The sequence below is a fragment of the Pseudooctadecabacter sp. genome (assembly GCF_965657175.1).
In the GTDB taxonomy this organism is placed as follows: Bacteria; Pseudomonadota; Alphaproteobacteria; order Rhodobacterales; family Rhodobacteraceae; genus Octadecabacter.
The window spans coordinates 104,465-130,819 of record NZ_CBFHNH010000005.1; the positions used below are offsets into that span (position 1 = coordinate 104,465).

Sequence of the window (26,355 nt, forward strand, 5' to 3'; positions counted from 1 at the left end):
CTGGCCCAAAAAACTCCCCCCGGAGGGTCGGCCTGCGACCAGACCGTCAAGCATCAATGTTGGCATATTGTCCGCCCACGTTCTTGTTGTCATTCGACCAGTCCCGTTTCACGCCAAGCACCAGCAAGGTGGTCGAGGCCACAAAGATCGACGAATAGGTGCCCACAATCACGCCCCAAATCATCGCGAAGACGAACCCGCGGATCACATCCCCGCCCAGCACATAGAGCGATATCAGCGCCAGCAAGGTCGTGAACGACGTCATGAACGTCCGGCTGAGCGTTTCGTTGATCGACAGGTTCAAAACCTCCTTCAGGTCCTTGGCCTTATACTTGCGGAGGTTTTCACGAACGCGGTCAAACACCACCACAGTGTCATTCAACGAATAGCCCACGATGGTCAGAAGTGCCGCGATGATCGCCAGATCAAACCGGATTTGCAGCTCCGAGAAGATACCGATCGTCAGCACCACGTCATGCACAAGCGCCGCCACGGCGCCCAAGGCGAACTGCCATTCGAACCGCAGCCAGATGTAGATCAGCACTGCGCCGATGGCCAAGACCACCGCCAAAATCGCCGCCTGAATCAACTCTCCCGACACGGTTGGCCCGACCGATTCCACCGCAGGGAAGGTCATGTCCGGATCGATGGTGCGCAGGGCGTCTTGGACGGCATCGATGGTATCGTTGGTCACCGCCTCCTCGCCGTCTTGCGCCTGAAGCGCCACAGTGGCCACGTTTTCGTCCGGCCCGAAGGTGGGGTCGAACACTTCCGTCACCATGACTTCGCCCACCTCAAGCGCCTCAACCACGGCGCGGTATTCGCCCACGTCGATCACCTGCGCGCTTTCGGTCCGCAAGGTCGTGCCGCCCTTGAAATCAATGCCGAAATTCAAGCCCTGATAGGCAAAGGACCCTGCCGCGATCAAAACCATGATCCCAGAAATCCCAAGCCACATCTTGGCGCGGTTGAAGAAATCAAACGCCGTGCCAGCCTTGACCAGCCGCAGATACTTGCCTGTGAACAACGCCTTGGGACGTTTGCGTTCAAACCAGATCACCACCAGCAAACGGGTCACAAAAATCGCCGTAAAGACCGATGTCAGGATGCCCAGACCCAGCGTAATCGCGAACCCGCGCACAGGGCCTGCGCCCATGGCAAACAGGATCACAGCAGTCAGGAAGGTGGTGATGTTGGCGTCAATGATGGCAGACAGCGCCTTTTCATACCCCAACTCAATCGCGCGGGCGGGGCCTTTGGCGGTGCGGGCTTCTTCACGGATCCGTTCAAAGATCAGCACATTGGCGTCCACCGCCATACCGATGGTCAACACGATCCCCGCAATGCCCGGCAAGGTCAGCGTGCCGCCGATCAGCGACAACAGCCCAAAGATCAGCGCCACGTTCACCAGCAAGGCCACATTGGCAAAGATACCAAACAGCCCGTAGCTGAGGACCATGTAAATCAGCACCAGCGCAAAGGCGACCAGACTGGCGATGGCTCCTGCATTGATGCTGTCCTGTCCCAGATCGGGGCCAACGGTCTGTTCTTGCAAGAAATCCAGGTCTGCCGGCAAGGCACCGGCGCGCAGCAACACGGCCAGATTGGTCGATTCCTCAACCGTGAACTGGCCCGTGATAATCCCTGACCCGCCTGAGATATGCGCCTGAATGGTGGGCGCCGATACGACCTCATCATCCAGAACAATCGCAAAGGGCGACCCAATGTTTTCGAGCGTATAATCGCCAAACTTGCGCGCGCCCGACGGGTTGAATCTGAACGTCACGGCGGGGCGGTTGTTTTGGTCAAACGTGGGCTGGCTATCCACCAGATCCTCACCGGTCACAACGGGGGAGCGTTCGACGATGTAAAACACCCCCTCCTCATCCAGTGACGGCAGCACAACGTTGCCCGCCCCTGCCCGTTCACCCGCGTCATTGGTGCGGCCTACGACGGGGTGAAAGCCCAGTTGCGCGGTGGTGCCAATGATGTCCTTGACCTCTTGCGCCGACCCCACACCGGGCACCTGGATCAGGATACGGGTCGCACCCTGACGCTGGATGGACGGCTCACGGGTGCCGACTTCGTCAATCCGGCGGCGCACAATTTCAAGGGCTTGGCGCACGGTGCGGTCATCCGTGGCCTGCATTTCAGCCTCGGACAGGGTGATGACCAGATCGGTGTCGGACACCGCCCGCACCACGATATCCGTCTGCCCCACGCCTGTGACGCTGACCACTTGCTGGGCCAGACCGCGCACCAATGACAAAGCTCGGTCCATGCCTGCGGGTTCGGAAATCCGCACGCGCAATTCGCCTTCGGTGTTGCTCTCGTCGGTCACAAACCCGACCGTATCCCGCTGGGCGGCCAGCACATCGCGGACCTCAGGCCAAAGCGCGCGCATGCGGGTTTCATAAACCTCTTCAACCTTCACTTCGGCCAAAAGCTGCGCCCCGCCGCGCAAATCCAGCCCCAGATTGACCAGATTGTCGGGCAGGAACGACGGCCAAGCCGCCGCCTGCGCCTCAAGATCGGACCCCGTTTCGCCAGCGGCCAAGGCCGCCTCTGCGTCGTTGGACTGCTCTACCGTGTTGTAGAACCCGTTGGGCATGGCCACGGCGATGCCAAACGCCACCACGAGCCAAATTGCCATGCGTTTCCAAAGATCAATCTTAAGCATCAGGGTGTCCTGTCTTTCGGGCTAAGGCGGCTGCGGGCAGCGGCCATGTTCGTATCTGTCTTGAAAGGGTATTTAGGGCGTCGTCAACAGGGCCCAACGCAAAAGCCCGTGCAAACTGGCCACTAGGGGCAGAAATCTGCCGCCGGGTTGGACCCGTCCACACGGATCTGACGCACAATGGTCATATCGAAGGGCATCACACCGCCCTGCAAAACGGCGGCCAGACGCGCGGTGTCTTGAATGGTAAAGGCGCCGGTCAGCATCCCCTCACCGCCCCAGATCGCATCCATAATGCGCGGGGCTGACATGACCTCTCCACGCACGACAATGGCAAAAACCTCCCCAATATTTTGGGAGGTATAGGTGCCAAAAACCTCACGGCCTTCGGGGGTGAACTGAAAGCTCACCGCAGGTTGGCCGCTGTAATCAAAGATCGTACCCGCATCCACCAGATGATCGGCGGTCAAGATCGGTTCTGCCATGATCACCCAGCTGAGCGCGTCAATCTCCGCGTCAGGCAGGATCACCTGGCCTTCGCCCGGTGCCTCAGCCGTGTCGCGGGCAACTTCGCGGATGGCAGTGTGAAAGCCGAACCCCACTTGTTCAAACAGCGGATCAAGGGATGCGCTGTCCACGTCCGCCACGCCAGGCAAAGACACGATGACCTCATCCCCCATGGCTTCGGCGTAGTGATAGGCGTCACCAAAGACGCCCACCAAACGGTTTGAAACGACCTGCGCTGCCGCTTCGTGGTCTTCGCCGTCCTGCGCCAACACCGGTTGCAAGGCAACCTGCGTGCCACCGCACACATCCAGGACTGAGGCCGCGCGCACGGCCCCTTGGGCACTGACCGCGCCGACGCTTATCCCCAAAAAGGCAAGCGCCAGTCGGATCATCCGTCTGCGGGCTCTGTCTTGTTGAGGACCTGTGCAATGGTCGACCGCACGACGCGCACTTTCATGCCTTCTCCCAGTTCAACGATCACTTCGCCATCGTCCACGACCTTGTTGACCTTTCCGATAAGACCCCCTTGGGTGACAACCTGATCGCCCCGCCGCAGGGCCGCCACCATCGCCTGATGCTGCTGCAGTTTCTTTTGTTGCGGACGGATCAGCAGGAAATACATGATCGCAAAGATCAGAATAAGCGGGATAAATTGGCCGATGGCTTCCATAATCGTTCTTTCTTGTCTCTTGGCCCGGACCCCCCGCGCCAAAGTTGCGGCACCCTACGTTTGCGACCGGGGATTCGCAACGCGCAGCATGTGCTTTTCATGGGGCGCGTTTTGCGCCATATCCCAGCCCACGTAATAATTAGCCAAGGATATTCCAATGCACGACATCCGCGCCATCCGAGAGAACCCTGCCGCCTTCGACGCAGCCCTGTCTCGTCGTGGGGATCAGCCCGTGTCAGGTGAGCTTCTGGCGATGGACGAGGCCCGCCGCGCCAAAATCCAAGCGGCCGAGACCGCACAGGCCGAGGCCAACAAAGCCGCCAAAGAAGTGGGCGCTGCCAAGGGCCGTGGTGATGAGGCGGAATTCGAACGCCTGCGCGCCTTGGTCGCTGAAAAGAAACAACAAATCGCCGCGTTGAATGAGGAAGCCAAGGCGCAGGATGCCGCCCTGACCGCCCGTCTGGCCGAAATCCCCAACCTGCCCGCAGACGATGTGCCCGATGGCGCGGATGAGGCCGATAACGTCGAAATCAACCGCTGGGGCACCCCGCGCGAGATTGAGGGCGCGCTGGAACACTACGACATTCCCGCCGTCAAAGGCGGTATGGATTTTGAAACGGCCGCGAAAATCTCAGGTGCGCGGTTTGTGCTCCTCAGCGGGGCTGTGGCCCGTGTGAACCGCGCTTTGGCGCAGTTTATGCTGGACGTGCACACCACCGACAACGGCCTTACAGAGGTCAACACCCCCGTTCTGGTGCGCGATGACGCCATGTATGGCACCGACAAGCTGCCCAAGTTTGGCGACGACAGCTACCGCACCGAAGACGGCATGTGGCTGATCCCGACCTCCGAAGTGCCGCTGACCTATATCGCCGCCGGTCACGTGATCGAGGAATCCTACCTGCCCCGCCGCTACACCGCCCATAGCTTGTGCTTCCGGTCCGAGGCCGGATCAGCGGGCCGCGATACATCCGGTATGCTGCGTCAGCACCAGTTCGAAAAGGTTGAAATGGTGTCGGTCACCCACCCAGACCAGTCTGACGCGGAACAAAAACGCATGTTGCGCTGCGCTGAGGATATCCTCGAACGTCTTGAAATCCCTTACAGAACCGTCGTGCTTTGCACCGGCGACATGGGGTTCGGCGCGCGCCGCACCTTTGATATTGAGGCATGGTTGCCCGGCCAGAACACTTACCGCGAAATCTCGTCGGTTTCGACCACGGGGGATTTTCAGGCGCGCCGCATGAACGCGCGGTTTAAACCCAGCGAAGGCGGCAAGCCGCAGTTTGTCCACACCCTCAACGGGTCCGGCCTTGCGGTCGGGCGCTGCCTGATCGCAGTGCTGGAAAACGGCCAGCAGCCCGACGGCTCCGTCACGCTTCCGGCGGCTTTGCATCCTTATCTGGGTGGCAAAACAGCCATCAGCGCCGACGGATCACTCGTCTAACGTGTCGGGCGTGCGGGACCACTCCGGTGGTCCCGGCCATGTCAGCTGACCCGGCACATGGGTGTAGGCCCCATCGGTCAGCCGGTGGGCCTCACGCATGTGTTGGCGCTGTGTCTCGTCCATGCGGTACAGCGCGTCATAGATGTGTTTCAGGGTCGGATTGCGCCGGTAGGTCTTGTCCGTGAAGGCGCGGTCAATGGCCAGCATCGACATCTCGGACAGGTCCTTGGGCCCGTCCCGATGGGTCGACCATTTATTGAGGACCGAAGCCAAGCCCACAGGCCCGAACTTATTATCAAGCGGTTCATCCACATCAAACCGGTCCGCCACATGGCGCATCTCACGCCAATCCAGCGCCAGACCGGCCTTGGCCGCCCCCAACATGATCCAGTTCAGCGACACAGACGACAGCCCCCGCCGGCTGCCCCCGCCGCCCACGGACCCGTGGTTTCCGGGGAACCATTGTTGCAGGTATTCCGGCACGAAGTGATTGTTTTCACTGTTCAATACCGCCATGTTGTCCCATGGCATGGCCGGAAAGGTCTTGCGTTGTTCATCAATGGAAATGGCGTGGCGCGCGGCCATCACCATCGACGACAGCTTGGCATCATGGAACGTGTAGTTGCTGTTGAACCGCGCCGCACCTGGCAGGGCGGCGGGCAGTCCAAGCGCCTTTACCGTGTCCCAAACGCCCAAATAGGCGATGCGCAGGTCCACCACATCCGGTTTCAAATGCCCGTTGTCTTTGCGCCACGCGCGTTCGTTCAGGGATGTCACCACATCCGGAGAAAACCCCAACCGGAAGGCATAGCTTTCTGGCGTACGCGGATGGGTCTCAGGCGCGCGTGACACGTAACGGGCGACCGCATCCGGGATATCGCGCAGCCGGTCGCGCCCGCAAATGCCTGCCGACCGGATGAACCCCACCAGCGACCGCGCCGCAAAGCCACCGCGCGAAAAGCCGAAGATCATGACCTCATCCCCCGGCTCATAGGCGAAGACCAACCGGCGGTACATGTCCTCCATCAGAGCCAAAAGCCCCCAGCCCAAGGTGCCGCCAAAAACACGGTCCATCTTGCGCGCCACGCGGTTGTTGCCCGCCCCCGACCCCACGCCTGCGGTATATAAAACCACCTGAGGCATCCCGCTGTCCGTCCGGTGCTGCACACAGCGCGCCAGCCGCACAACATTGGTGGGGTGTTCGGCATCCGGTCTGTTCCATGTGCCGTCGATAAAAATAACGATGCGTTTCATAATAGGTGCCTTTTAAAAATCTCTGCGGAATGGTGAAAAACATCCTGCCCTAGGGTCAAGTCGGAAATTCCTGCCCCCGAGGCCCCAGAATGAACCAAACGCCCCGACCGCGCGTTAAAGATCAAAGAACCAAAGGCCTGCACATGACCCGCGCACTTCTGACATTGCTGTTCACCGTCACATTCGTGATCTCCCCCGCCTTTACCTCCCCGTTCAGCGGGTTTGAGGCCGATCAGCTGCCGATCCCCCAGATCGACCCGCCCATCCAACCTGCGGGCTATGCCTTTTCCATCTGGGGCCTGATTTACGGCTGGCTGGTGGTGTCGGCGGTCTTTGGCGTCTGGAGACGGGCGACTGACCCTGCGTGGGACATCATGCGCGCGCCGCTGATTATCAGCCTCGCCTTGGGCACCCCGTGGTTGTGGGTGGCCAACCAGACGGCGATTGGCGCCACGGTGCTGATCATCGCCATGGCCGTGCCTGCGGTGATCGCCATGTTGCGCGCCCCGGATCATGACGCAGGCTGGGCGCGTTGGCCTGTGTCGATTTATGCAGGCTGGCTGACGGCCGCATCCTGTGTGTCCATCGGATCCACTATGGCAGGCTACGGCGTGTTGTTTGATCAAACCGGCTGGGCCTATGCGGGTATCGCTCTGGCGTTGGCAATTGCCCTACCCGTTCAGTGGATCAAACCCAACGCACCCGGTTACGGGCTGACGGTGATCTGGGCATCGGTCGGCATCATTGTCGCCAACGGCATGACCTTGGTGTCAGCCGAAGCAGCACTTGGCATCGCGGCGATTGGCACACTCCTCGCCTATCAAGCCCGCAGTGGCATGCGCGCGGTCGCGTCCTAGACGACGCTTCGTTTCTCTGGTTCAAAAATACCTAAAAACCCTACTCATCCGCGCGTCCCTTGCCCAAATGCTTGCGCAGACGGGATGGGGTGGATTTGGTTTTGTTTTTATAGGGGTTCTTGTCCGCCTGTGACCGGAAGTGCAGACGGATCGGCGTGCCGGGCATGTCGAAATCCAACCGCAATCCGTTGACCAGATACCGCGAATAACTGGCGGGCAACATGTCGGGATGCGAACACATCACCACAAACCCCGGAGGCCGCGTTTTCACTTGCGTCATATAGCGCATCTTGATGCGTCGCCCGCCCGGAGCGGGGGGCGGATGGGCCTCGGTCATGCCCATGAGCCACCGGTTCAATTGTGCGGTGGTGACACGGCGGTTCCAGATGTCATGGGCGCGCAAGATCGCCTCTTGCAGGCGATCAAGACCGCGACCCGTTTTGGCGGACACAGTGATCAAGGGCGCGCCTTTCAGCTGTGGCAACAGCCGCTCGAACGCCTCTTTCAGCTCTTTCAGCTTGGCCTGCTTTTCAGGCTCCACATCCCATTTGTTCACGGCCAGGACCACCGCACGGCCTTCGCGTTCGGCCAGATCGGCGATGCGCAAATCCTGTTGTTCAAACGGGATTTCAACATCCAGCAACACCACCACGACCTCGGCAAATTTCACCGCGCGCAGACCGTCGCTGACCGACAATTTCTCAAGCTTTTCCTGTACCTTGGCCCGTTTGCGCATGCCTGCGGTGTCGAAAATCCGCACGGGCACAGAACTGTCCCCTGCCGCCCAATCCATCTGCACTGAAATCGCGTCACGGGTGATCCCCGCCTCGGGCCCGGTCAGCAACCGGTCTTCGCCAAGGATCTTATTGATCAACGTGGATTTGCCCGCATTCGGGCGGCCCACGACGGCAATCTGCAATGGCTTGGCGCGGGTTGGCACACGTGCGCCTTCATCGTCCTCGTCGTCCTCAACATCCACATCCGTCTCTGGCGCGTCAGCCGCGGCGCGTTCTTCGAATTCATCGGACAAGGGCATGAGGACGTCATACAACTCACCCAACCCCTCCCCGTGTTCTGCCGACAAACGGATCGGTTCGCCCAAGCCGAGGTTGTACCCCTCCAACACGCCGGCATCGGCGGCTTTGCCTTCGGATTTGTTCGCTGCCAAAATCACATGGGCGTTTTTCTTGCGCAGAATATCGGCAAAGACCTCATCCGCGGGCATCACGCCTGTGCGACCGTCGTACATGAACAGACAGATATCAGCCATTTCCACGGCACGTTCGGTCAGGCGGCGCATCCGGCCCTGCAGGCTGTCGTCCGTCGCCTCTTCCAGACCGGCGGTGTCGATGATGGTGAACTTCAGATCCCCCAGCCGCGCCGCCCCTTCGCGCAAATCGCGCGTCACACCGGGTTGGTCATCGACCAACGCCAGCTTTTTGCCGACAAGACGGTTAAAGAGGGTGGATTTCCCCACATTGGGGCGGCCCACGATGGCGAGTGTGAAGGACATGGTTACGACTCTATCAGGTTAAGTGCCGCCCACTACACCCTTTACCGCCTAACGGAAAGCCACCAGTTGCCCACGCTGCGTCACGACATACAAGGTGCCGCCCGCAACAACCGGATTTGACGCCGCACCACCCGCAATGGGGGCCGTGCCCACAAGCGCGCCGGAGGTCGGATCAAACTGGCGCAAAAGGCCGTCGCCTGAGGCCACGATCACGCGGCCCCCCGCAACAATCGGGCCGTAATGGGCGAAACGTGTCTTCTGGCGGCGTTCGCGGGTTTCTTCGAACCCCGGCAATGCCACACGCCAGACAGGTGTGCCGTCAGCGGCATCCAGCCGGACCAACTCGCCCAGATCATTCACCAGAAAAATCGACCCGCCTGCAGGCCAGACAGGGCCAACGGCCCCTTCGGTCGCTGTCCAGTCGCGGTCCCCGTTGGCTGCATTCAACGCCACCACACGGCCCGACACGTTGCCCACATAGATGCGGTCGCCGTCCACGACCGGATCACCGGCAATGTCGGAAATGTTCGATGCGGCCTGACCGGGCCGCTGCCCTGTCACCACCGTTGACCAGCGGCGTAAGCCGCCTTCGGGGAACGCCGCGAGGACCTCGCCCGTCGGGAACGGGAAGATCGCCAAATCAGCGGTCACAGCCGCCCCCGCCCCGCCTGAGAAATTCGAAACCGGCTCGGTGGTGCCGATGGTCCAACGCACGCGCCCATTGCCCCGTTCAATCGCCCAAGCGCGCCCGTCGCGGCTGACCACATAGACCAGATCACCCCTGATCGTGGGCGCGGATGTGCCGGGTGCATCCAGATCCTGACGCCAGATTTCCCCGCCAGAGGCTGCATCAAGGGCCACGACCTCACCAAAACCGGTGGTGGCGATGACCAGATCACCGTCTGCGGCCAACCCGCCGCCAGAGGCGTCGGTGGGATTGTCCGTCACGGGAATGACGCTTTGCGCCCAAAGCGTTTGACCGACAGTAGATGTCGCCGTCACTTGGGATTTTGCATCCAACGTGAAAATGCGTCCGCCCGACACAATCGGATCAGCGGTGATCCGCAAGCGGCGGCTGTTGCCCGCACCGATATTGGCGGCAAAGACCGGCGTCAAAGTGGCGTTCAACGTAGGGTGGGTGATGCGGTGCGTGGGGCCACCATTGCGGTGGGTCCAATCGGTATTGGTGACTTGGGCTGCCAGTGAAATCGGGCGCGTTTCATTGACGAACGCGTCCGCCCCCAAAGCCTCGCCCCGAATGCCAAGCCGTTCACCGGGCAGGATGATGTCCTGTTCGCCGCAGGCCACCAAAAGGCCCGCCGCCGCCAAAAGCGTCAATACAGATGTCCGGAACCGTCCCGTGCTGGGTGTGTCTTGGCCTGTCACGTTGTCCCCCCCTTTAGGTCGGGTTTATTGGTCGATCGGGTCGGTGTTGCCCAAGATCAAACTCTCGATATCACCGTCCAATGCCACAATCATATCGAATGCACGATCACGCAAGCCCCGTGTGACCTCAGCGTCCTGTGCGATGGCGGCAAACTGATCGAGGGCAAGGTCCGTTTCACCGGCGGCCACATTCATCAACGCCAGTTGTTCCTGCGCAATCAGACGGAACGTGGCACCTGGTGCCGCAAGGCGTTCAAACGTGGCGCGGCGGTCATCATCAGACAACGGGCCGTCCGCAATCATCGCAGCCTTGAGAGCGGCCAGATCGCGATAAACCTGTGGCGCATCATCCTGAAGGGCCACGGCGTTCAACGTTTGCGTCGCGGTCTCTGCATCGCCGGTTTCCACCAGATCAGATCCGGCCAGCAAGCCGGTCACGGCTGCCGCACCGCCGTCGGCCTCAATCGCCTGAAGGGCCGTGGCGCGGGCGGCATCATCGTCAATTTCAAGGGCTGCCAAAATGGCATCGCCCGTGGATTTGGCCGCAGCCTCTGCTTGGGCCTTGCGGATTTCGCTGAACGCGGTGCCGCCGACCAGTGCCAGAACCACCAAAACGGCGATCCAGCCATATTTACGCATGTACCCAAAAAGCTGATCCTTGCGGACCTCTTCTGAGACCTCATCGATAAAGCTGTCTGTGTTGCTCATTTGGTCCTCACCCCATGTCTTGCCCCCTCTTATCTTGAACCGGCAAAGGGGGGCAAGGGCCGCACGCAGATGGGGGCGGAAAACCGGTCAAAGCCTTGAATGTCAGCAATGTAAATACAGTTTACTTTCTCATGTTGCACCTGCGGCAAAATTTCTTTAATCTGAACTGGTCAGTTTAGCGTAAACGTTTATATGTCCCAAGACATAGACAAGGCCCGAAACACCTTTACCTCGGCCCCGACTTTGAGAGTTGCCAAATGCGTATCATGCCCCTCTTCACCGCGATCATCGTATCGTTGACCCTTTACGCGCTGGTGTTCGAACGCGAACAGCTTCTTGCCTTTGCGCAAGTCGAACCCTCGGCGGATGAAACAGAGGACGGGCCCGACACGATTGACCCCGTCAGCGTTGTGGCCATGACCTCTGTCGCGGAAATCGTCGACAGCGCGGTGATTTTGCGCGGCCGCACGGAGGCCGCGCGGCAGGTGACCGTCGCCTCTGAAACTTCCGGTCAGGTGATTTCGGAGCCCATTCGCAAGGGTGCCACCATCGAAGAAGGTCAGTCGATGTGCCAGCTGGACCCTGGCACGCGCGCCTCATCGCTCGCCGAAGCCCGCGCCCGTCTGACCGAAGCACAAGGCCGCGTGCCAGAGGCACAGGCCGCCGTGGCCGAAGCACAGGCCCGCGTCCGTGAGGCCGAAATCAACGTCAACGCCGCCCGACAGCTGAGCCAGGATGGCTTTGCCTCCACCACCCGTCTGGTCAGCGCCGAAGCCGCCCTTGAGGCCGCAAACGCAGGCGTCCAGCGCGCGACCAGCCAAGTGACCGGCGCACAGGCCGGGATTGAGGCCGCACAGGCCGGTGTTGCCGCCGCAGAAAAAGAACTCGAACGGCTCAACATCACAGCCCCCTTCTCCGGCCTGCTGGAATCCGACACCGCTGAACTGGGCACCTTGATGCAGCCCGGAGCGCCCTGCGCCACGATCATTCAATTGGACCCGATCAAGCTGGTGGGCTTTGTGCCCGAAGACAACGTGGCCCAAATCGCCGTCGGCGCCCGCGCCGGTGCGCGCCTGACATCGGGGCAAGAGGTTGTCGGTCAGGTCAGCTTCCTGTCTCGGTCCGCCGATGAGCAAACCCGCACCTTCCGCGTGGAAATCGAAGTGCCCAACGCTGATTTTGCGATCAGCGACGGCCAGACCGCCGAAATCCTTGTGGCGTCAGACGGGCGCAGCGCACATCTGCTGCCCGCGTCCTCCATGACTTTGGACAACGACGGCAACATCGGCATCCGCGTGGTGGGCGACGGCAACATCGCGCGCTTTTTGCCTGTGGGCGTGCTGCGCGACACCATCGACGGCATCTGGGTCACCGGCCTGCCTGAGACGGTTGATGTGATCGTTGTGGGCCAAGAATACGTCACCGACGGTGTGCCCGTCATACCGACCATGCAGGAGGCCGAGGGATGATTAAACTCGTTGATGTCGCAGCCTCCCGCGCGCGGATGGTGATTGCCTTTATCGTGCTGTCCCTGCTGGCCGGCACCTTTGCCTACACGGGCCTTCCCAAAGAGGGTGAGCCTGATATCGAAATTCCGGTGATCTTCGTCTCCGTCCCCTTCCCCGGCATCTCAGCCGAGGATTCGGAGACGTTGCTGGTCAAACCCATGGAAGCGGAATTGCAGGACATTGATGGCCTGCTGGAAATGACGGCCACCGCGGCGGAAGGCTACGCAGGGGTCGCGCTTGAATTCGACTTTGGTTGGAACAAGACCGACACCATGGCCGACATCCGCGATGCGATGAACGCGGCCGAGGGGCAGTTCCCGGCAGGCGCGGACAATTATTCCATCAACGAAATCAACTTTTCCGAATTTCCCATCGTCATCGTCAACCTGACAGGCAACGTCCCCGAACGGACCCTGATTCAAGTGGCCGAAGACCTGCAAGAGGCCGTAGAAGGCATCGACGGCGTGCTTGAGGCGTCGCTGACCGGTCAACGCGATGAGATGATCGAGGTTCTGATCGATCCCCTGAAACTGGAAGCCTACAACGTCACCGCAGGTGAGCTGATCAACGTCGTCACCCAGAACAACCTGTTGATTGCCGCAGGTGAGGTTGCGACTGATCAAGGCTCCTTCGCGGTCAAAATCCCGTCCAGTTTTGACGAACCGCGCGACATCTACACCCTGCCGGTCAAAACCAATGGCGACCGCGTCATCACCCTTGGGGACCTTGCCGAAATCCGCCTGACGTTCGAAGACCGCGCCAGCACCGCACGCTTTAACGGCACCACAACTGTGGCGCTTCAGGTGGTCAAACGCCGCGGTTTCAACCTGATCGACACGGCGGCCGAGGTGAAAACCGTGGTCGATGCCGAGGTCGCAAGCTGGCCCCAAGACCTGCGCGACGCCGTGCTAGTGGGTGTCAGCAACGACCAATCGCGCAACGTGGACAGCATGGTCCGCCAGCTTGAGGGGTCCGTTCTGACGGCCATCGCGCTGGTGATGATCGTTGTTCTGGCAGCCCTTGGCATGCGGCCTGCTTTGCTGGTGGGCTTTGCGATCCCCACGTCTTTCTTGCTGTGTTTCGCCTTCCTCGCCGTGATGGGCGTCACGATTTCCAACATCGTGATGTTCGGCTTGATCTTGGCCGTGGGCATGTTGGTGGACGGCGCCATCGTTGTGGTGGAATACGCCGACAAACGCATGAAAGACGGCGCGGGGCCGATGCAGGCCTACACGGATGCGGCCAAACGCATGTTCTGGCCCATCGTCAGTTCCACCGCGACCACGCTGTGTGCCTTCCTGCCCATGCTGTTCTGGCCTGGTGTCCCGGGGCAGTTCATGGGCATGTTGCCGGTCACGATCATCTTTGTACTGTCGGCCTCGCTCATCGTGGCATTGATTTATCTGCCCGTCATGGGCGGCGTCACGGGCCGTATGTCCAACGCCTTTGGTGCCGCGTCAGAGGCCCTGAAACGCACCCTTCCTTGGATCGTCCGAGTGGCCCTGATTGCACCCGCCATCATGATGGTCTTTGCCGGTGCCATGCTCACGTTGAACCCCGGCTATTTCACCGGCGCCATGGTCGAGGGCAGCTTCTTTGCCTCCCTCCCCGGTATGATCCTGTTCTTGGCCGGTGCCGTTGCGGTGTCCATCACCGTGGGGGCCGCCAAAATCGAACGCCCCGCCAAGCGGATCAAAGCAGGCTACCGCCGATCGATCTTTGGCCATGTGATCCACTTCATCGCGGGCAACCCGATCATGCCAATCGTCTCCATCGCAGCGGTGGTGTTCGCGGTGATGACGACCTTCACCTACTTTGGGGCCAACAACAACGGCGTGGAATTCTTTGTGGAATCCGAACCCGAACAGGCGATCGTCTACGTTCAGGCGCGCGGCAACCTCAGCATTGATGAAAAAGACGCTATCGTCGCTCAGGCTGAGGCGATTGCCTTGGCCGAACCGGGCATCCAGTCGGTCTTTGCCTTTGCTGGTGCAGGCGGTCTGAACCAGAACACCGGCGGCGGCGAAGGCCCCCGCGACACCGTCGGTCAGTTGCAGCTGGAACTTGTGCCATGGGACGACCGCCCCGCCTTTGCCCGCGCCAACGACATCGACCCCACCACGTTGGACGGCGATCTGGTGCTGGAACGGCTGACCGCCGAACTGGCCACGATCCCCGGAATCCGCACCGAAATCCTCAACCTCAGCCGTGGTCCGGCGGCGGCCAAACCGGTGCACCTGCGACTGTCGGGCGACAACTGGACCCAGTTGCAAGAGGCCACGGCCATCGCCCGCGCCAAGTTTGACACCACCACGGGCCTGACCCTGATCGAAGACAGCCGCCCCCTGCCCGGCATCGACTGGCAGATCGACGTGGACGTCGAAAAAGCCGGTCGTTTTGGCGCGGACGTGGCGACGGTCGGCGGCATGGTGCAACTGGTCACACGCGGTATCTTGCTGGACACCATGCGCGTGGACTCATCGGACGAAGAGATCGAAATCCGCGTCCGCCTGCCCGAACAAGACCGCGTGCTGTCCACCCTCGACAGCCTGCGTGTGCGCACCAACGCGGGGCTTGTGCCGCTGTCTAACTTCATCACCCGCACGCCGGTGCCGAAACTGGCCCAGATCGACCGTATCGATCAGGCACGCTATTTCGACATCAAGGCGGATGTTCTGCCGGGCCTGACCAAATTCGTGACCGGCGAAGGCGACGCGCAATCCACCCTCGGCATCTTCCGCGAAGTGGCTGAGAATGAGACCGTCGCAGACGGCACCCGCACCGTTGAAACCACCGGCGGCGATCTGTTCGAAGTCGTGACCCTTGCGGATGCGGCCAGCGTTGACGCCGTGCAGCAAGCCATCACCGATGGTGATGCCCTGCCCGTGGTCGTCAACGGCAACGAACGTATTGAAGTGCTGACAGCATGGCTCGATACCCAGCCGCTCCCCGCGTCGGTCAATTACGAATGGACTGGCGACCAAGCCGATCAGGCCGAATCCGGTGCCTTCCTCGCCACGGCGTTCATGGGCGCGCTGGCGCTGATGTTCATCATCCTGCTGGCGCAGTTCAACTCCATCTACAATTCGGTGCTGGTGTTGCTGGCGGTGATCCTGTCCACCACCGGCGTGCTGATCGGCATGTTGGTCATGGATCAGGCGTTTTCGATCATCATGACGGGCACGGGCATCGTGGCGCTGGCGGGGATCGTGGTGAACAACAACATCGTTCTGATCGACACCTATCAAGAATACGAACGTTACATGCCAAGGACCGAGGCGATCACCCGCACCGCCGAAGACCGGATTCGCCCCGTGCTGCTGACCACCATCACCACCATGGCCGGTCTGGCGCCCATGATGTTCGGTCTCAGCCTTGATTTCATCGGCGGCGGCTACAGCGTCGACAGCCCCACATCGCTGTGGTGGAAACAGCTCGCGACCGCTGTGGTCTTCGGCCTTGGCATCGCGACCGTTCTGACGCTGGTGTTCACGCCGTCCATGCTGGCCCTGCGCGTCTGGGTCACGACCTATGCCCGTTGGGGCGCTTGGTCGCTGGCCAAATTGGGCGGTGGCCGTTCAAGCCGTGCTGCCGAAGACTGGGCGTTGGCCCGTGAGGCCAGGCGCGTCAAAGCGCCGGAGATCATCTGGGGCGACCCTGATTCCTCCCATGGCGTGACGGAGCTGGAGGCCAATGTCGAACCGGAGGCATCTAACGACGGGGACGATACCCCGAACAGACCCCACCCGCCCCTCCAGGCGGCCGAGTAAAGAAAGGGCGGTTCCAATGGGCCGCCCTTTTTGCCAGACCTGCACACCCCTTTGCCGCGTGTCCTCCCCACCACTCAAGCCTTGCGATGTTGCGACAGGCCGCGGTCTGTACCGTCAGGCGCGTCGCGACTTCAACGCTGCTCTGCCGGAACTGCCTATTCTATTTGTTTTTTTCCAGCCCAGTCGTGCACCATATTTTGTAAAGGTAATGGCGTGTAAAGATGGAATTGATTTTACTACTTGGCGCGGCTTTTGGCGTTGGCTTGGTGTTGGATGTTTTCAACAGCACCGACAATACCACCGAGGATGCGCCCATCGACGACACTTCCCCTCCCACCGAATTGACAGACCAAAATGACCGACTAGACGACCAAACCAACGATGACCTTCTTGTCTATGGGTTGGATGGTGACGATGTCATCCTTGAAGGCTCTGGAAACTCCACGCTCTTTGGCGGCGAAGGCAGCGACTATCTAAGGAGCCGGGGCGGACAAGACATCGTCTTTGGTGGCAACGATGCGGACCGGATCGTTATATATATAATTCTAGCCTTCGCGACGGGGAAGACGAAGTCACAGTCAACGGCAGCGCGGGAAGCGACGAGAGTGCAACTCGTTTTGGCGATGACGAAGTGCATGGCGGCAGCGGAAACGATTGGATCAATGACCCTCAGATTTACGGCACCGAAGTCTTCGGCGGGATCACGGATGATGACACCATTTATGGTGGATCAGGGAACGATCATATCTCGACCCGCGTGGGGGCCGACATCGTTTATGGCGGCACGGGCGACGATCAGATTAAGTCAGCGCCGTCTTTGCGAACGGACATCAGCTATAATGACTTTGCCGCGCCTGATACCTTGTATGGCGGCGACGGCAACGACAGAGTCTTTGCCGTCAACGGATCGACCCTTTTCGGGGGCGAAGGCGAAGACACAATCGCCACATTCCTCTGAGCGGGTACCGTTGACGTGTTCGAGCCTGTGGTCATCGCTGACTTCAACCCGGACGAAGACATGATCGAATTGCGGGCCGATGGGTTGGGCAACCCTACGTTTGGGGACATCACATACGAAGACCGCGACGACGGGTCGGTGATGGTGTCGATTGACGGCAATGACTATGCGCTGATCCTCAACACCCAGTCGTCCGATTTGAATGTCGCGAACCTTTCGATCGATGCAGGGCCAAACGGGGGTTAAGCCGCCTCGTCTTGCTGCTGGCGGTGCCACAACTGCGCGTAGCGCCCTTCGGCCTCAAGCAGCGCATCATGGCTGCCCTCTTCCACGATCACACCGTTTTCCAGCACCACAATCCGGTCCGCATCGGCGATCGTGGACAGGCGGTGGGCGATGGTCAGCACCGTGCGCCCCTCCCCCATCGCCTTGAGTTCGCTTTGGATTTCCATCTCGGTATCCGTGTCCAGGGCGCTCGTTGCCTCATCCAAAATCAGGATTGGCGGGTTTTTCAGCAAGGTTCGCGCGATGCCCACGCGCTGTTTCTCACCGCCCGACAGCTTCAACCCGCGCTCGCCCACGGTTGTCTCGTACCCGTCGGGCAACCCTTCGATGAAGTCGTGGATTTTCGCGGCCTTGGCCGCCGCCACGATCTCATCGAACGAGGCCCCGTCCCGCCCGTACGCGATGTTGTAGCGGATGGTGTCGTTGAACAGCACCGTGTCCTGCGGCACCACGCCGATCTGGTCGTGCAAGCTGTCTTGGGTCACATCGCGCACGTCCTGTCCGTCGATGCAGATGGCCCCGTCGTTCACATCATAGAACCGGAACAACAGGCGCCCGATCGTGGATTTGCCAGACCCGGACGAGCCCACAATCGCCACCGTTTGCCCCGCAGGCACAGCCAGATCAACGCCCTTGAGGATCGGACGTTCGGCGTCGTAACCAAAATAGACGTTCTCAAACACCACCTCCCCGCCGGACACGTCCAGTGGCTTTGCGCCGTCGCGGTCATTGACCTCGGCGGGTTGTTCCAAAAGGGTGAACATCTCCCCCATATCGACCAGCGCCTGCCGGATTTCGCGATAAACCGTGCCCAAAAAATTCAACGGCATGGTGATCTGGATCATATAGGCGTTCACCATGACAAAATCGCCCACGGTCAGCGCACCGTTTTGCACGCCAACGGCCGCCATAACCATCACGGCGACCAAGCCGCCGGTGATCAGCACGGACTGGCCAAAGTTCAAAAAGGCCAGCGAATAAGACGTCTTCAACGCGGCCTTTTCGTAGCCTGCCATCGCCACATCATAGCGCGCGGCCTCCCGCGCTTCGGCGCCGAAATACTTGACCGTCTCGAAATTCAGCAAGCTGTCGATGGCTTTTTGGTTGGCGTCCGTGTCTTGGTCGTTCATCTCCTTGCGGATTTTCACGCGCCATTCGGTGACCGTAAAGGTGAACCAGATATAAAGCGCAATCGTGCCAACAACGACCGCCAAGTACCAGGCATCAAAGAGAAAAAACAAAACGATTGAGATCATCAACAGCTCAAGCACAAGGGGGCCGATGGAAAACAGCAAGAACCGCAGCAGGAATTCCACACCCTTGACGCCCCGTTCGATGATCCGGCTCAACCCGCCTGTTTTGCGGGTGATGTGATAGCGCAAGGACAGCCGGTGGATGTGGGTAAACGTCTCGAGCGCCAGCGCGCGCAACGCCCGTTGCCCCACCCGCGCAAAGATCACATCGCGCAGCTGTTGAAAGCCCACATTCATCAACCGCGCCACACCGTAGGCAATGGTCAGGCCCACAGCGCCCAGCGCCAGCAACATGCCCGTTCCTTCGCCAGACAGCGCATCCACCGCGTTCTTGTAAAAAATCGGGGTGCCGACGGCGATCACCTTGGCCAGAAACAACACCGCCAAGGCCGCGACGACCCGTCGTTTGACCCATGGCTGATCGTCGGGCCACAGGTAGGGGATGACACGTTTGACGACCTTCCAGCCCTGAATTTGGTCATCGTTAAGATTGGTGGAGGTTTTGGGAAGGCTGCGCATAAAGGTCTTTCATCTGAACAGATGCGTTTACTTAGGGTGCCTTACGCTGCTTTGCCACCCATCACGTCAGATTGTTCGCGCATCATCGCCATCATGCGGGCCTTGTCGCCCGCGTCAGTCGGGTCTGCCATGGCTGCCGCCAGCCCTTCGAGGGACGCAATGTTGTGGCCTGCGCGAAAGCTGTCCACATGGGGCAGCATCGCCTGAATACCGCGTGCTTTGGGCGCGAACTCCGCCCAGCGCATCAAAGGGTTGAGCCATATGACCTGCCGCGCCGTCCGCGACAGCCGCTGCATCGCGCTGGACAAAAGACCCGCATCATCGCGGTCCAGCCCGTCGGTGATCAACAGCACAACCGCCCCCTGCCCCAACACCCGCCGCGACCAGTCGCGGTTGAACCGGTCAAGGCACGCCCCGATGCGTGTGCCCCCCTCCCAATCCTGGGCTTGTGTACCTGCAGCGGTCAGTGCCGCGTCCACGTCGCGGGTGCGCAGATGGCGGGTGATGTTGGTCAGATGGGTGCCGAAGGTGAAGGCGTGGATGTGCCCCCAGCCCGCGCCGCGCTGGTTCGACACCGTGTGGGTGAAATGCAGCACCGCACGGGAATAGGCGGACATGGAGCCGGAAATGTCGCACAGCACCACCAGATTGGGCGGCTGGGTGCGTTTGGCGCGGGTCATGAATTTGATGACCTCCCCACCCTGCCGGTTTGCCGCCCGCAGGGTCTGGCGCCAATCGGGCAAGGCCCCGGCCCCGCCGCGCGTCCTGCGCGAGGGGAGAGGTTTCACTGGCAGGCGCAGGGTGGACAGAATACGCCGCGCGCGGGCCATTTCATCCGCGCTCATCTGTTCGAAATCGAGGGTTTTGATCTGGGTCTGCGTCGACATCGTGTGGGAGGCGTCGATGTCGATCTCAGTCTCTTCAGCCTCTTGCGGGGTGATGGGGGGCGGGACGTCCAAAATGCCTTGGGCCGCACGTTTTTCCGCAGGCTCCGGTGGGCGGTCTTCATTGAGGCCCTGCACCTGCGGGATCAGGAGAGACATCATATGTTCCAGATACTGCGGGTCGCGCCAATAGAGCCGGAAGGTTTGCGCAAAGACATCGCGCTGATCGGGGCGGCTGACAAAACAGGCCTGCAACGTATAGAAAAAATCCGCCCGTTTGGTGAAGCCCGCAGCCCGAATGGCCCGAACCGCGTCAAGGACGCGACCCGGCCCAATGGGCAAGCCCGCGCGGCGCAGGGCACGGGCAAAATGGGTAATGTTGCGCGCGAGGCTGGGGTCATCCGGCAGGGGGAGGTCGGGGTATTTCATAAGGCGTCGGAGGGGGGCGCTGCCCCCGGCCTTGCGGCCTCCCCCGAGGTATTTTGGAACCAGAGAAACATCATCCCGTCGCCAGATCCGCTCGGGCCTCATCCAAAAGACGTTTGGCGGCCGAGCCTTGCAACGCCTGAATGTCGTCTTGGTATTTCAGGATCGCACCCAAGGTGTCGCTGATCACCTCCGGCGACAGGGTGATCACATCCAGCGCCAGCAGGCATTTCGCCCAGTCGATGGTTTCGGCCACGCCCGGGGTTTTGAACAGATCCTCCCCGCGCAATCGTTGGACAAAGGCCACGACCTCGCGGCTGAGGTCGCGCGCGGCATCGGGCACCCGCGCGGTGAGGATATCCATTTCACGATCAAAGGTCGGGTAGTCGACCCAGTGGTACAAACAGCGCCGTTTGAGGGCGTCGTGGACTTCGCGGGTTCGGTTGGAGGTGAGGATCACAAGCGGCGGTTCGGGCGCTTTGATGGTGCCCAGTTCGGGGATCGTGACCTGAAAATCGCTGAGCGCTTCAAGCAGGAACGCCTCAAACGGGGCATCGGTGCGGTCGATTTCGTCGATCAGCAGGACAGGCGCGCCTTTGGGGTTGGGACGCATGGCCTGCAACAGCGGACGTGGGATCAGGTAGTCTTCGGTGAAAAGTTCGGATTTCAGCGCGTTGCGGTCCGCCCCGCCTGCGGCTTCTGCCGTGCGGATGGCGATCATCTGTTCGGCGAAGTTCCATTCGTATACGGCAGACGCCGCGTCCAGACCTTCGTAGCATTGCAAACGGATCAAATCGCGGCCCAGTGAGGCCGCCAGCGCTTTGGCGATTTCGGTTTTGCCGGTTCCGGCCTCGCCCTCCAGAAACAACGGCCGACCCAAAGACTGGGACAAGAACACCACCGTTGCCAACGCGCGGCCGCAGACGTAGCCTTGATCGGCAAGCATGGTTTGCACATCGTCAATGGTTTGCATCTTTGGCCCTCTTTGGTTCCATAGCTGCATCCCAAACCCACCGCGTCAAGCCGCGCATTGTGACCCGCCGCGGCAGCCGTTAAGTAATCCCTAATCAATGTGGAGCGTTCTTATGACCGATGTGTCCCCCATCAAAACCGGCTTTGGCCCTGATCTGGCCGCCTTTGACTGGGCCGATGCCCTGCGGATTGAAGACCAGCTGACCGAAGATGAACGCATGTTGCGCGATGCGGCGCGGACCTTTGCGCAAGACACCTTGCAGCCCCGCGTCAAGGACGCCTACCGCGAGGAGGCAACGGACCCTGCCATTTTCAAGCAGATGGGCGATGCGGGTCTTTTGGGGCTGACGATCCCCGAAGAATACGGCGGGCTGGGTGCTGGCTATGTGACATACGGCCTTGTGGCGCGTGAGATTGAGAGGGTCGACAGCGGTTACCGATCGATGATGTCGGTGCAATCGTCGCTGGTGATGTATCCGATCCACGCCTACGGGTCAGACGAGCAGCGCCGGAAATACCTGCCCGGACTGGCGTCGGGGGATTTGATCGGCTGTTTCGGGCTGACCGAACCGGACGCAGGCAGCGATCCGGCAGGGATGAAGACGCGGGCCGTCAAAACGGCCACTGGCTACAAGATCACCGGATCGAAAATGTGGATATCCAACGCGCCGATTGCGGATGTCTTTGTGGTTTGGGCCAAGTCGGATCACCATGACGGCAAAATCCGGGGCTTTGTTCTGGAAAAAGGCATGTCCGGCCTCAGCGCGCCCAAGATCGGCGGCAAGCTGTCGCTGCGCGCCTCGATCACCGGTGAAATTGTGATGGACGGGGTGGAGGTCGGCGAAGACGCTCTGTTGCCCAATGTGCAGGGCCTTAAGGGGCCGTTCGGCTGCCTGAACCGCGCGCGCTATGGCATCTCATGGGGTGTGATGGGGGCGGCTGAATTTTGCTGGCACGCCGCGTTGCAATACGGGCTGGACCGCAAGCAATTCGGCAAGCCACTGGCGCAAACGCAGCTGTTCCAAAAGAAACTGGCGGATATGCAGACGGAAATCACGCTGGGCCTGCAAGGATCATTGCAATTGGGACGGCTGATGGAGGCGGGTACTGCCGCACCTGAAATGATTTCGATGATGAAACGCAACAACTGCGGCAAGGCGCTGGATGTGGCGCGCGCGGCGCGGGACATGCATGGTGGCAACGGGATTTCGGACGAATTCCACATCATGCGCCACATGGTCAACCTTGAGACCGTCAACACCTATGAAGGCACTCATGATGTGCACGCGCTGATCCTAGGGCGGGCGCAAACGGGGCTTCAGGCGTTCTTTTGACGTCTCCCCGAAATCGTCGCGCGCGTCGCGCAATTCTGCCCCATTTCCTGACCAAAAGGCTATCTTGTGAGTGGGATCACACGAAGTAAGAGTACGTAGTATGAAAGATGTCGCTGCTAGCTTCCAATACGATTTGTCCGGCCTCGCCCCCGAGGACTGGACCGAAACGCTTGAAACGGTGAGCGAGGATCACGGGTATTTCGAACCCGTTGGCCCCCACCATTCCGCCGCTTTCATCGATGCCGGACGCACCTTGTTGGTCACGTTCGAGGCCGCAGCCACCATCCGCGGCACAAATGTAGGGGCGGCCCCCTTGGGCTGGTCCTTTGTAACGGACAACGGGTGGTCCAGCCTGACGATCATGTCTGAACGGGCCGGTGATTGGTTCCGCCATCCGGCGATGTTCGGCTTTTTCGACAGGATGATCGACGACGGATTTTTCGACGATTTCGACCAAATCCTGTTTTACGGTGCGGGGGCTGGCGGCTATGCGGCCGCTGCGTTTTCTGTGGCCGCGCCCGATGCGCGGGTGCTGGCGATCCAGCCGCAGGCGACCTTGGATACGGGTCTGGCAGGATGGGACCGACGGTTCCCCAAGGCGCGTCGCCTCGATTTTTCCAGCCGCTATGGCTATGCGCCGCAAATGGTTGAAACCGCAAGCGACGTCTGGATCATCCATGATCCGCTGATCCTTGAAGATGCAGTGCATGCCTCTCTCTTTCGGGGGGACAACACGCGCCATCTGCTCTGCCGCAACCTGAACAAGCGGGCCGACCGGTCTTTGATGGGGCTGGGCATTTGGACCGATCTGATCGAACAGGCCATGGCCGGTGAACTGACAGAGCTGAGCTATGCGCACCTGTGGCGCGCACGGCAAGACAATCTTAAATACCTGCGCACATTGTTCAATGAGTTGGACGATGCAGGCACACATCCGCGCCTTCTGGCCCGTCTGTGCCGCGCAGTGACAGACAATGCCAACCGGCCGCTTTTTGCCCAAAAGCTGGCCGAATTGGAGGCCCAGGGCATCACGCCCTGAGCCTAAGACACGTTCAGTCGCGACGGCCTTCGATGATCCGCTGCACCCAGCGCACCAGACGCATGCCGAAATAGCCCAAGCTGCCGCCGACCATCAGACCCAGCGCAGAGCCGCTGTCGAAGATCACGCACAGGATGGCAGCACCAATCATCGCGACCATAAACGCGATCAGGCGGATTTCACTGTCCTGAATTTCGATGTTTTTGCCCAAGGCACGGGCGACCGGGCGCGCAACAGGGCCCTCGATCATGGGTGTGACGCCGCCTGCGATAACGGCAATAATAAATCCGAGCATATTTAATTCCCTTTTTAGCTTGCGTCATTTTCCGCAAGTGAAACCTACGCGCAAGGGGGAACCCTCTTCCCAGTTTCCCTCAAGCGGTGTAAGGCGGGGACATGCCTAAGACACAGCCTGACCGCCTGACAATCCGCCGCCCCGATGACTGGCATCTGCACCTCAGAGACGGTGCCATGATGCAAGCCGTGGCCCCCATGAGCGCCGCCCACTTCGCGCGTGCCATCATCATGCCCAATCTGGTGCCCCCGGTGGTGACTGGCGCCCAAGCCAGCGCCTACCGCGACCGGATCATGGCCGCCCTGCCCGAGGGCAGCCGATTCCGCCCGCTGATGACCTGTTATCTGACCGAAGACACTGACGCAGGCGATCTGGCGCAGGCCTTTGCAGACGGCATCATCACGGCGGTGAAACTCTATCCTGCGGGGGCCACGACGAACTCCGCCTCCGGGGTGAAGGATTTTGACAAGGTCCGCCCCGTTCTGGAGCGCATGGCTGAAATCGGCCTGCCGCTGTGTGTGCACGGCGAAGTGACGGACGCGGACATCGACATTTTTGACCGCGAGGCCGTGTTCATCGACCGCGTGCTGAAACCGATCCGCAAAAAGGTCCCCGACCTCAAGATCATCATGGAACATGTGACGACGGAAAATGCGGTGGACTACGTCCGCGACAGCCGGTCCAATCTGGCGGCCACGATCACGACGCACCACCTGATCATCAATCGCAACCACATTCTGGCAGGCGGGATCAAACCCCATTATTACTGCCTGCCCGTGGCCAAACGGGAAAAGCACCGTATCGCGCTGGTGGCCGCCGCCATCTCTGGCGACAAACGGTTCTTTCTGGGCACGGATTCCGCGCCGCATACGGATGCCAATAAATTCCTGCCTTGCGGCTGCGCGGGCTGCTTTACGGCGCCCAACACCATGTCCTGTCTGGCAGAAGTGTTCGATGCCGCAGGCGCCTTGGACAAGTTGGAAAACTTCACCTCCCTCGCGGGTCCCCGGTTCTACGGGTTGGACCCAAATGACGAGACGATCACCCTCACCCGCGGCGCGCCCGTCACTTATCCGGACCAGATTGAAACCGGCGACGGCCCCGTCACCGTTTTTGATCCCGGCTTCCCGCTGCATTGGAGCGTCGAAGGCTGACTAAAATTCCCGAATTTTAGACGAACAAATTTCCGGAAATTTGTTGCCTCCGGCGGGAGTTTTCGGGCCAGATGAATGAAGGACCCCATCGCCATGATCCCCACCTCCTACCCTGACAAGGCCGAGATTGCGCGGCTGACCGCACGGATGCTGATTGAGATCGGCGCGATTGATTTCAACGCCACAGAGCCGTTCACCCATGCGTCGGGCAAAAAGGCCCCCACCTATGTGGATTGTCGCAAGCTGATTTCATTTCCGCGCATCCGCACCACTTTGATGGATTTTCTGGCCGTCACCACCATGCGCGAAGTGGGGTTTGAGGCCTTTGACAACGTCGCAGGCGGCGAAACCGCCGGTATTCCCTTTGGTGCGATGATGGCCGAACGTCTGGCCCTCCCCATGACATACGTGCGCAAAAAGCCCAAAGGCTACGGACGCAACGCGCGCATCGAAGGTGTCATGACCGAAGGCCAGCGGGTGTTGTTGGTTGAGGACCTGACGACCGATGGCGGATCAAAACTGTCCTTCGTTGATGCGATCCGCGACACCGGCGCGACCTGTAACGCCACCGCCGTCATCTTCTTTTATGGCATCTTTGAAGGCGTCGAACAGACGCTGGCCGATCACGGCGTGCAGCTTTTGCATCTGTGCACATGGTGGGATGTTCTGGCCGAAGCAAAAGCCTCCGATTCCTTTGATGCGGCCACGTTGGACGCAGTTGAGGCCTATCTGAAGGACCCCGCAGGTTGGTCCGCCGCCCACGCCTGATTGTTAAAAAATAGTTAAGGCCGAAGCGCCGCCTGTTTTACCACATATGGCCGGCCGCCCCTAGGCGCAGGCCATATTTTGTGGCACACTGTCGCCAACATCCTATCCACAGCTTTATACAATTTGCGCTGGGCGGGGCGGCTTTGTATCACACAGGTCCGCGGTGGGACG

21 protein-coding genes and 1 pseudogene are annotated in these 26,355 nt (G+C 60.5%); 11 read left to right on the forward strand and 11 right to left on the reverse strand.

Annotated features, from left to right (window positions below):
- Positions 1-46: 46 nt before the first annotated feature.
- The 3 genes from secD to yajC form a co-directional block, all read right to left on the reverse strand.
- On the reverse strand, positions 47-2,680 hold the full coding sequence (gene secD / locus ACTG36_RS06575) for a protein translocase subunit SecD (RefSeq protein WP_375280994.1): 2,634 nt from the start codon (positions 2,678-2,680) through the stop codon (positions 47-49).
- Between the two features lie 122 nt (positions 2,681-2,802).
- Entirely contained in the window at positions 2,803-3,576 is a 774-nt protein-coding gene (locus ACTG36_RS06580) for a SecDF P1 head subdomain-containing protein (RefSeq protein ID WP_375280995.1), read from the reverse strand.
- On the reverse strand, positions 3,573-3,854 hold the full coding sequence (gene yajC / locus ACTG36_RS06585) for a preprotein translocase subunit YajC (RefSeq protein ID WP_375280996.1): 282 nt from the start codon (positions 3,852-3,854) through the stop codon (positions 3,573-3,575). Before yajC ends, ACTG36_RS06580 begins: the two co-directional genes overlap by 4 nt.
- Positions 3,855-4,011: 157 nt before the next feature.
- On the opposite strand from yajC, the gene serS reads away from it, so the two are divergent.
- Positions 4,012-5,301: a serine--tRNA ligase gene (gene serS / locus ACTG36_RS06590; RefSeq protein ID WP_375280997.1), complete on the forward strand. Its 1,290-nt coding sequence runs from the start codon at positions 4,012-4,014 to the stop codon at positions 5,299-5,301.
- Here the strand turns inward: serS and ACTG36_RS06595 are convergent.
- A complete protein-coding gene (locus tag ACTG36_RS06595; RefSeq protein WP_375280998.1) occupies positions 5,290-6,555 on the reverse strand; it encodes a phospholipase effector Tle1 domain-containing protein in 1,266 nt (421 codons plus the stop codon). The two genes, serS and ACTG36_RS06595, sit on opposite strands and share 12 nt — an antisense overlap.
- Positions 6,556-6,698: 143 nt before the next feature.
- Here ACTG36_RS06595 and ACTG36_RS06600 point away from each other — a divergent pair, with 143 nt between their 5' ends.
- Positions 6,699-7,412, forward strand: coding sequence for a hypothetical protein (locus tag ACTG36_RS06600; protein WP_375280999.1), 714 nt, complete (start codon positions 6,699-6,701; stop codon positions 7,410-7,412).
- A gap of 40 nt (positions 7,413-7,452) precedes the next feature.
- On the opposite strand, the gene der is transcribed toward ACTG36_RS06600, so the two are convergent.
- From der to ACTG36_RS06615, 3 genes are read right to left on the reverse strand one after another with little or no spacing between them, the layout of a single operon-like run.
- Positions 7,453-8,925 carry a ribosome biogenesis GTPase Der gene (der, locus tag ACTG36_RS06605; protein ID WP_439141767.1) on the reverse strand — a complete coding sequence of 491 codons (1,473 nt, stop codon included), beginning with the start codon at positions 8,923-8,925 and terminating at the stop codon, positions 7,453-7,455.
- 48 nt (positions 8,926-8,973) lie between these two features.
- Positions 8,974-10,311, reverse strand: a complete 1,338-nt coding sequence (locus tag ACTG36_RS06610; protein ID WP_375281001.1) for a PQQ-like beta-propeller repeat protein — start codon at positions 10,309-10,311, stop codon at positions 8,974-8,976.
- 24 nt (positions 10,312-10,335) lie between these two features.
- Positions 10,336-11,019 (reverse strand): tetratricopeptide repeat protein, encoded by a 684-nt coding sequence (locus tag ACTG36_RS06615; RefSeq protein ID WP_375281002.1) that lies wholly within the window; start codon positions 11,017-11,019, stop codon positions 10,336-10,338.
- A gap of 257 nt (positions 11,020-11,276) precedes the next feature.
- Here ACTG36_RS06615 and ACTG36_RS06620 point away from each other — a divergent pair, with 257 nt between their 5' ends.
- The 5 genes and pseudogenes from ACTG36_RS06620 (at position 11,277) to ACTG36_RS06640 (ending at position 17,501) form a co-directional block, all read left to right on the forward strand.
- The gene (locus ACTG36_RS06620) at positions 11,277-12,488 is read left to right on the forward strand and encodes an efflux RND transporter periplasmic adaptor subunit (protein ID WP_375281003.1); all 1,212 of its coding nucleotides are present in this window, start codon (positions 11,277-11,279) and stop codon (positions 12,486-12,488) included.
- Entirely contained in the window at positions 12,485-16,297 is a 3,813-nt protein-coding gene (locus ACTG36_RS06625) for an efflux RND transporter permease subunit (protein ID WP_375281004.1), read from the forward strand. The genes ACTG36_RS06620 and ACTG36_RS06625 overlap by 4 nt, the downstream gene beginning before the upstream one ends.
- Before the next feature lie 221 nt (positions 16,298-16,518).
- A pseudogene (locus ACTG36_RS06630) lies at positions 16,519-16,815 on the forward strand (hypothetical protein); the annotation flags it as partial.
- 17 nt (positions 16,816-16,832) lie between these two features.
- Positions 16,833-17,255 (forward strand): calcium-binding protein, encoded by a 423-nt coding sequence (locus ACTG36_RS06635; RefSeq protein ID WP_439141803.1) that lies wholly within the window; start codon positions 16,833-16,835, stop codon positions 17,253-17,255.
- 15 nt (positions 17,256-17,270) lie between these two features.
- Complete coding sequence (locus ACTG36_RS06640; RefSeq protein ID WP_375281019.1) at positions 17,271-17,501, forward strand: hypothetical protein; 231 nt, start codon at positions 17,271-17,273, stop codon at positions 17,499-17,501.
- Here the strand turns inward: ACTG36_RS06640 and ACTG36_RS06645 are convergent.
- From ACTG36_RS06645 to ACTG36_RS06655, 3 genes are all read right to left on the reverse strand, one after another.
- Positions 17,498-19,312, reverse strand: coding sequence for an ABCB family ABC transporter ATP-binding protein/permease (locus ACTG36_RS06645; protein WP_439141770.1), 1,815 nt, complete (start codon positions 19,310-19,312; stop codon positions 17,498-17,500). The two genes, ACTG36_RS06640 and ACTG36_RS06645, sit on opposite strands and share 4 nt — an antisense overlap.
- Before the next feature lie 41 nt (positions 19,313-19,353).
- On the reverse strand, positions 19,354-20,625 hold the full coding sequence (locus tag ACTG36_RS06650; RefSeq protein ID WP_375281006.1) for a vWA domain-containing protein: 1,272 nt from the start codon (positions 20,623-20,625) through the stop codon (positions 19,354-19,356).
- A gap of 70 nt (positions 20,626-20,695) precedes the next feature.
- Positions 20,696-21,595: an AAA family ATPase gene (locus tag ACTG36_RS06655; RefSeq protein WP_375281007.1), complete on the reverse strand. Its 900-nt coding sequence runs from the start codon at positions 21,593-21,595 to the stop codon at positions 20,696-20,698.
- A 112-nt stretch (positions 21,596-21,707) separates the two neighbouring features.
- On the opposite strand from ACTG36_RS06655, the gene ACTG36_RS06660 reads away from it, so the two are divergent.
- A complete protein-coding gene (locus ACTG36_RS06660; protein WP_375281008.1) occupies positions 21,708-22,928 on the forward strand; it encodes an acyl-CoA dehydrogenase in 1,221 nt (406 codons plus the stop codon).
- Positions 22,929-23,028: 100 nt separating this feature from the next.
- Positions 23,029-23,967 carry a hypothetical protein gene (locus tag ACTG36_RS06665; protein WP_375281009.1) on the forward strand — a complete coding sequence of 313 codons (939 nt, stop codon included), beginning with the start codon at positions 23,029-23,031 and terminating at the stop codon, positions 23,965-23,967.
- Positions 23,968-23,980: 13 nt separating this feature from the next.
- Here ACTG36_RS06665 and ACTG36_RS06670 read toward each other — a convergent pair whose 3' ends face one another.
- Positions 23,981-24,262 carry a hypothetical protein gene (locus ACTG36_RS06670; RefSeq protein WP_375281010.1) on the reverse strand — a complete coding sequence of 94 codons (282 nt, stop codon included), beginning with the start codon at positions 24,260-24,262 and terminating at the stop codon, positions 23,981-23,983.
- Positions 24,263-24,363: 101 nt separating this feature from the next.
- Between ACTG36_RS06670 and pyrC the strand changes: the two genes are divergently transcribed.
- Together pyrC and ACTG36_RS06680 are read left to right on the forward strand one after the other, a co-directional pair.
- A complete protein-coding gene (pyrC, locus tag ACTG36_RS06675) occupies positions 24,364-25,416 on the forward strand; it encodes a dihydroorotase (protein WP_375281011.1) in 1,053 nt (350 codons plus the stop codon).
- 93 nt (positions 25,417-25,509) lie between these two features.
- Positions 25,510-26,184, forward strand: a complete 675-nt coding sequence (locus tag ACTG36_RS06680) for an orotate phosphoribosyltransferase (RefSeq protein ID WP_375281018.1) — start codon at positions 25,510-25,512, stop codon at positions 26,182-26,184.
- The last annotated feature ends 171 nt before the right edge of the window (positions 26,185-26,355 follow it).

Bases quoted from the DNA above. Each gene is read 5' to 3' on its own strand.
- ACTG36_RS06665 (WP_375281009.1), top strand. From the start codon at position 23,029: ATGAAAGATGTCGCTGCTAGCTTCCAATACGATTTGTCCGGCCTCGCC.
- pyrC (WP_375281011.1), top strand. From the start codon at position 24,364: ATGCCTAAGACACAGCCTGACCGCCTGACAATCCGCCGCCCCGATGAC.
- ACTG36_RS06680 (WP_375281018.1), top strand. From the start codon at position 25,510: ATGATCCCCACCTCCTACCCTGACAAGGCCGAGATTGCGCGGCTGACC.
- der (WP_439141767.1), bottom strand. From the start codon at position 8,925: ATGTCCTTCACACTCGCCATCGTGGGCCGCCCCAATGTGGGGAAATCC.
- ACTG36_RS06655 (WP_375281007.1), bottom strand. From the start codon at position 21,595: ATGCAAACCATTGACGATGTGCAAACCATGCTTGCCGATCAAGGCTAC.
- ACTG36_RS06595 (WP_375280998.1), bottom strand. From the start codon at position 6,555: ATGAAACGCATCGTTATTTTTATCGACGGCACATGGAACAGACCGGAT.
- yajC (WP_375280996.1), bottom strand. From the start codon at position 3,854: ATGGAAGCCATCGGCCAATTTATCCCGCTTATTCTGATCTTTGCGATC.
- ACTG36_RS06645 (WP_439141770.1), bottom strand. From the start codon at position 19,312: ATGCGCAGCCTTCCCAAAACCTCCACCAATCTTAACGATGACCAAATT.
- ACTG36_RS06650 (WP_375281006.1), bottom strand. From the start codon at position 20,625: ATGAAATACCCCGACCTCCCCCTGCCGGATGACCCCAGCCTCGCGCGC.
- ACTG36_RS06580 (WP_375280995.1), bottom strand. From the start codon at position 3,576: ATGATCCGACTGGCGCTTGCCTTTTTGGGGATAAGCGTCGGCGCGGTC.
- ACTG36_RS06615 (WP_375281002.1), bottom strand. From the start codon at position 11,019: ATGAGCAACACAGACAGCTTTATCGATGAGGTCTCAGAAGAGGTCCGC.
- ACTG36_RS06625 (WP_375281004.1), top strand. From the start codon at position 12,485: ATGATTAAACTCGTTGATGTCGCAGCCTCCCGCGCGCGGATGGTGATT.
- serS (WP_375280997.1), top strand. From the start codon at position 4,012: ATGCACGACATCCGCGCCATCCGAGAGAACCCTGCCGCCTTCGACGCA.
- secD (WP_375280994.1), bottom strand. From the start codon at position 2,680: ATGCTTAAGATTGATCTTTGGAAACGCATGGCAATTTGGCTCGTGGTG.
- ACTG36_RS06670 (WP_375281010.1), bottom strand. From the start codon at position 24,262: ATGCTCGGATTTATTATTGCCGTTATCGCAGGCGGCGTCACACCCATG.
- ACTG36_RS06620 (WP_375281003.1), top strand. From the start codon at position 11,277: ATGCGTATCATGCCCCTCTTCACCGCGATCATCGTATCGTTGACCCTT.
- ACTG36_RS06600 (WP_375280999.1), top strand. From the start codon at position 6,699: ATGACCCGCGCACTTCTGACATTGCTGTTCACCGTCACATTCGTGATC.
- ACTG36_RS06660 (WP_375281008.1), top strand. From the start codon at position 21,708: ATGACCGATGTGTCCCCCATCAAAACCGGCTTTGGCCCTGATCTGGCC.